This is a genomic window from Sphingobacterium sp. BS-2 (assembly GCF_046161205.1).
Taxonomy (GTDB): domain Bacteria; phylum Bacteroidota; class Bacteroidia; order Sphingobacteriales; family Sphingobacteriaceae; genus Sphingobacterium; species Sphingobacterium mizutaii.
Genome location: NZ_JBIXGO010000022.1, coordinates 1 through 7,709 on the forward strand (window position 1 = coordinate 1; position 7,709 = coordinate 7,709).

Sequence of the window (7,709 nt, forward strand, 5' to 3'; positions counted from 1 at the left end):
AATACTTTTTGTATTTCGAGCTTTGCCTGCTTCTGCGTGTCCGTTTTGTACGGTTGGCATGTGGTGTGGGTGGAAGGATTAAGCGACGCTAGCGCACCACAGCGATTGTTTTATATGGATAAAGCAAGAGTTGCTACTAGGGGAAATCGACAAAGCAACAACGTGATGAGTAGCTGAATACTTGGCTTAAATCGTAAATTGGGGAGACCCTTGCGGAGATAGTTGGGTTCAGTTGGTTTGGGAACGTGTCGATGCGGTGTGTGAATCGTAATCTCAGCCTATAAGGGAAAGCACAATTACCCTTTGCAGATACGACCGATGCGTGGCTCCGTCAGCCCGAAAGGTGTACAGGCAATACTTTAAGAGTAGGCAAATTTTTTGCAGGCTCTTAGGGTGAGTATTGCCGAAACTCTCTCAACGTTCACCATCAGCCCGAGCAAAGCGAGGGATGTGGGGTACTTGAGAGAGTGAGGGCATTTTACAATATTGGATGTAACTGTCTTTGATTTTATTGAAAGAGTTATTTAAATGCGAGAAATCAGAGGTTATAGCCCGACTAACCCTTTTTTGGTAATGAACTACCTTCTAAAAAAATATAGAGCTTAAATCGAAAATAAGAGAGAAATAGACATATTTTAATTCTTTAAAGACAAACCCAGCCCCTTAAAGGGGTCTGGGTTCTTAAACCGCTAGTTTCTACGTTTTTATACTGCATCAACAGTTTGAAAATATCATTGCCTGCCAGGGCAATTCATTCTCATGATTTGTAGAATCATTTTAAGACAGTTTTTTCGGTAAATCATGCTAGCCAAAGCATGTTGATGCCATCGAATATTACCGAAAAAATCTGTTTTCAATCACCTTAAACGTTACCAACTCATCGGTATAGACTTTCCCAATTAACAGCGCTTACGTTTTTATTCGCTCGAACTGTCTGCAACCTCGATGTAGCCAAGGTTTTGTACTTGTCTGATTCTCTAACACTTCTAAAGACCGTCACCGATCACCACCTTGTTGTTTGCCTAGAATCGCTTTTCTGTGAACTCATCAACCAGAAATTAAATATCTACAACTCAAACGGTGTGAAGTGCGCCCACGTTAGTTCTACTTGTCTTTGATCTCAATGATTAACATTGAAATCGAGTAGTACGCTTATCTCTAACTTAACTAAAATCAACTCCATACTTCGCCAGACCGCAGTTCCAAGTCATTCCTGGCTTATATTTTCTAGTTAAGTTAATAAGGTAAAGCACTTACTCTACGCATATCGACTGCCATCAACTGTTCTGTAGTTGTATGTTGACAGAGCCGACCTTACAGGCTTGAGCTATCCATTGACCGCCAAAGCAAATTGCAACGTATCTCTACGAATTCGGCAATTCACCGTGACGTGCCGAGAAATCCAGTTTAACACCTCATTCCCCTATGACCTCACGATCATCTCAAAAGCCCACCTGTGCGCCTTGACTATGCCCTTACGAAGCATCTGCCAAGCGGTTATTAACGCCATTCACTCAATCCCTGAGATGGCTCACCGTAACAAATAAAACAGGGTTAATTTACTAAGTTATCAGTCGTATGTTGTAAACGCTGATAACCCGTCAATGCCCGTTTCCGTGTCGCCCTACGTGCATCACATAAACATGTGAACATAACTTTGTAACAGGTAGAAAGCGGGATTCACACCCGCCAGCCCCTATCGTAGCCGCACCAACTACCTTTCGGACGTATGCAGCTTCACCGATAAAACTTTTCACAACTTGGCAGGTTGCGAAAAGGGGTAATGTTGTTTGTTCATGGTTGGCAATCCATGAACAAACAATTTAAGGAAAATTGAATGTACGGATTGGCAGTCCAACTGAAAAACAATATCTACAAGAACCATCTTATGTGTAGCAGAGACCATGTCAAGTCGAATCCAAGGAACTGCTTATTATAGAATAGCCAGAACTGGCTATTATCCTTAACAAAGTGATCTTTTAAGATCACTATTAAAAAAATCTTTGAAATACCTTTAAGAATCTACAAATAAGGATATATTAATCATTAAAATTTTAGACTTAAAATGAAAAATGATTTATTACACGACGGGAACAAAAGAAATCACTCATACGATATTGGCTTGCTTCTCTAAAGGGTACGATCTTGGAGTTTTGGTTAGACCATCGAGTTTTACTAAAGCCGAAGCAATCCTCGAAAAATGGAACGATCGCTATGATTTGCTGAATACGCCACAGCAGCAATATCGAAAATTTTTATCCGGACAAAGTACGTTTAGTTGCATCGTTGCTAATGGTCTGTGTGTTCGTAAACAGAATCTTACAGATGCTGATGTTTATCGTTATTTGCGTGATAAATCAAAAAGTGAGAATAAGCTATATGAACTTCAATCTCCGATGTTGCTCTTGCTTTGTCGAGTGAATGATTTGCTGCTGCGGTTACCTGATGGTGCAATAATTCAAAATAAATATGACCATCTTGATTATCTAAATGCGCAACTTGCCAAACAAATTAAAGGATGCGAGACCTTTCAAAAGCTAACTTTAAATATAGGAGACTATCAGTTTTTACAGCTCACCAAACGCGCCAAAAGCATTAAGGAGTTGCAGGAAATAGGATTGAGCGAAAATACAAAACATGCGACCAATTTCACTTGGCGGTTAAAGCAAGATACCTTTGAGGCCGTACGTCAAAGGGGGGTTAATCTTGTAAATAGCTACCAAAACAAGAAATCAAATACTGATGTGAAAGAGCATTTTGAAAAGTATCTTCTCAGCCTTGAAGGATATATTGGCTATCGTGGTGTACGTGTCCAGATCGGTAAGCTCTATGGCATGTTTACAGCTTATTTCCAGTCCAAAATGAACCGTAGCTTTTTAAGTGCGGGTGGACGAAAACTGAATCTGAGCTATGTCCGGGCTTCAACCCCCAAAATTAAGAATAATACTGAGATACATACTTATTTTCGGGATATTCGAGATCAAGCTAACCTAGAGTCAAGAAAATTGCTTTTAATGTGGAAAGAAAGCGATCAAGGTAAGAAGTTTTTGCAGTCTAAGAGTTCTGATGGTTATATTTATCAAGATAGCTATTACAAGGATATTGATTAAGGCTTTTGGGCCTAATTTTTAATGACTATAGCTACTAAAGGCGATGATATGTCTAAGCATCCTGATGATTATTACCTGACACGGCAAGAAATTGATGATTTGAGAGCCGAGGCCAAACACGCAGCAAAATATATGAAAGCTTTTTTCGATTTTAAGATTGAAGCTAGTTACTCATTTAGCGTGAAATGGTCCGCCCAAGACGGAGAATTTGTTGGCCTTTGTGCCGAATTTCCTTCGCTGTCCTGGTTAGATCCAGACCCTGATAAAGCACGCTCAGGCATTGAGAGACTTGTCTTTGACACATTACAAGATATGAACTCTACTGGAGAAATCATACCTTAATACTTTTGGAAAAATGCCTGATTCCGCTGGATGTATTCATTCAGATTATTTGAATCTAAGCCGAATATTTGAAGTTTTTTATCGACATATTTGAAATTGAAGCTCAAGGGGACTTACATTCAAATTTCGTATAAGAGATTTTATGTTAAATAAACAATTTATCTATGCGAAATTTCATTGTTTTTTTGCCTAAGTTCACTAACAGTTTTTAAAATTTGCAATGAAATTCCTATTGATGAACCTGAAGGAACTTTTAATTCAGAATTATTTGATTGATGCGCTGGAGTTATTGCACGTTGTGTTAACACTCCTAACTTTCTTGATTAAAAAAGCACCCTTGAAAGTTAGACTTAAGAAAGTCCAGTTTTAAGGGTGCTGATGAAAATCATCACTTTGTGAAAATGAATTTCAGTAGTTTTATAAATATTAAACTACTATAGGATTCAATCTTTTACTTCCATTGGAAACCAAAAGATATACCACCACCAAAGTCACCGCGGCTGTTACCTGTTCCAGCAGCCTTATATACCCATTTATTGTTTTCAGTTACTCCACTGACTCCAACTGCATATCCTTGTTCTTTTTCCCACTGACCAACACTAAAGCTAACCATACTATGACCAGCATTAGTCGGTTGAGGTAAAGAAGCTATTGCTATACTTGACGCCACTGCTGCTTGATATTTAGTTTCTATATTATTAAATCTTTGATCTGTATACGTATTTGCTGAAGCTAATGTTGCTGCATCACCAGCGATACGTGCATTACGCTCAGTAGTTACTTCTTGATCTGTATACGTATTTGCTTGTGTAGAAATACTACTACTTAGGTCATTAAGTTGAGATACATTTACGGCATCAGTTGCATTAACACCATTAGCTACTCCAGATAAAGTAATGGAACCGTTACTTGAATTTCTTAAGGAAACACCACTGTTACTAACTGTTAGTTGATTACCATTACCCGTAGTTATTTGTGTAGCAAGCTTACCAGATGTAAAAGTTGCTATTTGTGAATTTGTACCGTTATAAACAGTAAAGTCACCTATACTCCCGTCATCTGTATTTACATTTACAGATACATGGTTCATATCACTGCCTAATGAAATATCAGCGTGAGCAAGTGGAGTACTGATCGCTATTGCAATTATAGATAATTTAAAACTTTTTAACATTTTGCAGCACATCCTTAATTTAAGAGATTTTTTTAACTTTGATAATGATAATAAAGTCACAAAATTTAAACAAAATAAAACTTTTTTTTCAATATACATATTGTAAATATGAGAAGTATTTCATATAAAATTTAGATTTTACAAATTTTATCTAAAAAGGTGTGTTAAGTAATTTAGCTTACTTTGGAGTTCTATTTTTAAAAGATATGCATGAAACTGTTCATTTTATTGACATAATCTTGCTAGATAAATTGGGTAATTTATATGAAAAGCATCTGAATGAATGTGTACTAAATCGTACAAGTCTGGCCACTTCTTATCCAAAGAATTGTTTGCAGAAATTGGCGATTGTTTAGGTTATCTTTTTTTATTTTATCTTAAATTAACATAATACACCTTATACGCAGTCAAAAATGGGAGCCTAAGCTCCCATTTTTATTGATGATTTTTTAATTCTTTTAGCATGGCATCCCGCAAGATTTCATTCATACGTGTCTGATAACCTTTGCCTTGAGCTTTAAACCATGCAAGTACATCAGCATCTAAACGAATGGAAGTCTGTTGCTTCACTGGGCGATAGAATTGATTATGGCGTACAGCATTGCTCCATTCTGTAATTTCAGGCATATCTGATAGATCTAGCTGATCATCAGGAACTGTTCCCTTAGCAAGCAAGTGTTCAATTTCAGCATCTTGCTTGTCGCTGAATTTTTCATTCAGCTCTTTGCGTGAGTATCTAACCATGCTCATATTTATCTCGCTCTGCTTTAGTTACCTGTCTTGCACTAATGATTCGTATGATTTCACAGTCATCTTCATCAAAGATGGTGTGAGCTACTAAGAGCATTAGTACGCCTTTTACTTTCCCAATGGTCTGCCAACGTTCTTCACCATCGGTATGTCTGTCCTGAATTGAGATCCTCAGTGGATCATCAAAAACAAGGCTTGCCGTTTCGAAAGAGACATCGTGTTTTTTCTGATTCTTTCGATTCTTTGCCTCATCCCATTCGAAATACTGTTTCATAAAAAACATTCAAATTTGTATATACAATAATGTATCACAAAATTGTATCACTCAAGTTGAGAAGCGTAATTTTTAGTCAAAATTATTGGCAAAACATTCCAAAACTGCTCATAAAAAAGCCGACTTGTTTCAAAGTCGGCTTTTTGTGCATTTTTTGGCTAGAGCTAAATTTTTAAGTACTTGATATTTATATTAATATACAAGTGTATTGCGTATAACCTCCATTATGTTAAGTAGGGGACTCAAAGCTCTTTCTAAGAGTTGGTATCGTGGTAATACTTCTCGAGTGCATAAGAGAATTAGCTTAATAAAATACACAAAAATAATTTACAGTCTCAAGCATCGAGCTAAATTTTAATTAAACACGTTTCAACCCCATGATATGACGCACCATATCGTTAATGTGCTGTTTTGTTTCGTCATCTTGAGAACTTAGCCAAGTTCAATCCAATACGCTATTTACGAAAAGGATCATCAAAATAGTCTTTCAACATTGAAATTATTAAGATCAATATAATTATGAAACAAATAATAATTCCAATGATATAGATATCCATAAGCTTAACCAAACTGGTTTAAATTATTTAATAATCATACTTCGATGTAATTTTTTGTAATAGTGGTTGTAGTAATTTTATTTTTTAAATTTTCCTAAAATTAACATAATACACGTTATACGAAATGTGTTATAATTGTCTTTATTAATCAATGGTATATATCATTTTGATTGGCCCGTATTCTCCAGATCGGGCTTTTTTTATGACTTTTCACGTTCCACGATCAATAAATAAACAATGTTCCACGGTTTTGATTAGTCTGATTAAATAGTCCTATCATCCATAGGGCTTGAAAAAACGGCTCCAGAAGCCCCTTTTTTCAGGTTCAGGCTCTACATGCTCTGGAACAGGTATTCGCTTATTCTCGAGTATCTCTGATTCTTTAGGTGGCATTGCTATCACTTCTGCTGCTGGTTCAGGCTGTACTGATCCAGAATCTCCAGATTGAGTGGTATTGGGTTTTGGTGCTTCCAATAGGCGTTGCATCGTTTCAATCTGATTTTGATAAAAGGACTCCCTATCTTTAGCATCATCAAGCTGATTTTTTAGCATGTCTATCTGCTGTCTAAGCAGTAAAACTTCTGCCGAGTTTGGACTGTCTATTTTTACAGGTTCTTTTACATCCTGTTTTTTAGCAGGCTCTCCAAATACACGGATAGCTTCTGATAAATCAATTTTATTATCAGAATTTTTACTTAAAATTCCTTTGTTTATGTTGTTGTAAATTGTTTGTCTATTAATTCCATATAACTTTGATAACTCTATAACTGAAAGACTTTTCATGATGTAAAACTATGCCTAAACCTGTCAAAAGTGGATGTCTAATAGACTGCCTATTTTTACAATAGATTAATTTATCCTTTTACAAGTGTTTTGTCTAAATTTGCCTAAAATTAGGCATGGTTTGTCTAACTTATTAGCTGAAATCAAAAAAAACATGGATTTAATTTTTTGTTCAAAAAACAGACAAATAGATTAATTTTAAAAATCAAAGAAGGGAACTTTCTGAAAAAAAGTTGGTAACTTTTTTTGCCTGAAAACAGATAAGAATCATAAAGATGCAAAGGGGGGTAAAAAAAGTTGGTAACTTTTGGGAAACTAGAAGGTAACTTAAATTGTTGATAGAGCAAAGAAAAACCCCAAAATGTCTTGCAACATTTTGGGGTTTCGCTTTATATTTAGCGGTACGCAGTTATTTGATGGTGGAACATCAAATAACGAAGATCATAAGGTTTGGCGACCGTTATGATTTCACACTAAGGCTTGTACCTGTTCGATTATTTTTACAGTTATGTGCAGTAATTACAAGTCCTAACCTGAAAAACTTCGTTATTGATATTTTTCGTGTCCATTAAATAAGCAATACTTTTTGTATTTCGAGCTTTGCCTGCTTCTGCGTGTCCGTTTTGTACGGTTGGCATGTGGTGTGGGTGGAAGGATTAAGCGACGCTAGCGCACCACAGCGATTGTTTTATATGGATAAAGCAAGAGTTGCTACTAGG

General features: G+C 36.3%; 6 protein-coding genes. 2 read left to right on the plus strand and 4 right to left on the minus strand.

The window, feature by feature from the left end; all coding sequences use genetic code 11:
- Nucleotides 1-2,072: 2,072 nt before the first annotated feature.
- Both ACK2WI_RS18470 and ACK2WI_RS18475 read left to right on the plus strand, forming a co-directional pair.
- Complete coding sequence (locus ACK2WI_RS18470) at nucleotides 2,073-3,110, plus strand: hypothetical protein (protein ID WP_168398581.1); 1,038 nt, start codon at nucleotides 2,073-2,075, stop codon at nucleotides 3,108-3,110.
- Between the two features lie 21 nt (nucleotides 3,111-3,131).
- Complete coding sequence (locus tag ACK2WI_RS18475; protein WP_409151920.1) at nucleotides 3,132-3,452, plus strand: hypothetical protein; 321 nt, start codon at nucleotides 3,132-3,134, stop codon at nucleotides 3,450-3,452.
- A 451-nt stretch (nucleotides 3,453-3,903) separates the two neighbouring features.
- On the opposite strand, the gene ACK2WI_RS18480 is transcribed toward ACK2WI_RS18475, so the two are convergent.
- The 4 genes from ACK2WI_RS18480 to ACK2WI_RS18495 form a co-directional block, all read right to left on the minus strand.
- Nucleotides 3,904-4,725 carry a YadA-like family protein gene (locus ACK2WI_RS18480; protein ID WP_409151921.1) on the minus strand — a complete coding sequence of 274 codons (822 nt, stop codon included), beginning with the start codon at nucleotides 4,723-4,725 and terminating at the stop codon, nucleotides 3,904-3,906.
- A gap of 336 nt (nucleotides 4,726-5,061) precedes the next feature.
- Nucleotides 5,062-5,376, minus strand: coding sequence for a BrnA antitoxin family protein (locus tag ACK2WI_RS18485; RefSeq protein WP_409151922.1), 315 nt, complete (start codon nucleotides 5,374-5,376; stop codon nucleotides 5,062-5,064).
- Nucleotides 5,363-5,650 (minus strand): BrnT family toxin, encoded by a 288-nt coding sequence (locus ACK2WI_RS18490; protein WP_005244624.1) that lies wholly within the window; start codon nucleotides 5,648-5,650, stop codon nucleotides 5,363-5,365. Before ACK2WI_RS18490 ends, ACK2WI_RS18485 begins: the two co-directional genes overlap by 14 nt.
- Before the next feature lie 833 nt (nucleotides 5,651-6,483).
- The gene (locus ACK2WI_RS18495) at nucleotides 6,484-6,990 is read right to left on the minus strand and encodes a plasmid replication DNA-binding protein (RefSeq protein ID WP_168397101.1); all 507 of its coding nucleotides are present in this window, start codon (nucleotides 6,988-6,990) and stop codon (nucleotides 6,484-6,486) included.
- Nucleotides 6,991-7,709: the final 719 nt, after the last annotated feature.

Bases quoted from the DNA above. Each gene is read 5' to 3' on its own strand.
- ACK2WI_RS18485 (WP_409151922.1), bottom strand. From the start codon at position 5,376: ATGAGCATGGTTAGATACTCACGCAAAGAGCTGAATGAAAAATTCAGC.
- ACK2WI_RS18495 (WP_168397101.1), bottom strand. From the start codon at position 6,990: ATGAAAAGTCTTTCAGTTATAGAGTTATCAAAGTTATATGGAATTAAT.
- ACK2WI_RS18480 (WP_409151921.1), bottom strand. From the start codon at position 4,725: ATGTATATTGAAAAAAAAGTTTTATTTTGTTTAAATTTTGTGACTTTA.
- ACK2WI_RS18490 (WP_005244624.1), bottom strand. From the start codon at position 5,650: ATGAAACAGTATTTCGAATGGGATGAGGCAAAGAATCGAAAGAATCAG.
- ACK2WI_RS18475 (WP_409151920.1), top strand. From the start codon at position 3,132: ATGACTATAGCTACTAAAGGCGATGATATGTCTAAGCATCCTGATGAT.
- ACK2WI_RS18470 (WP_168398581.1), top strand. From the start codon at position 2,073: ATGATTTATTACACGACGGGAACAAAAGAAATCACTCATACGATATTG.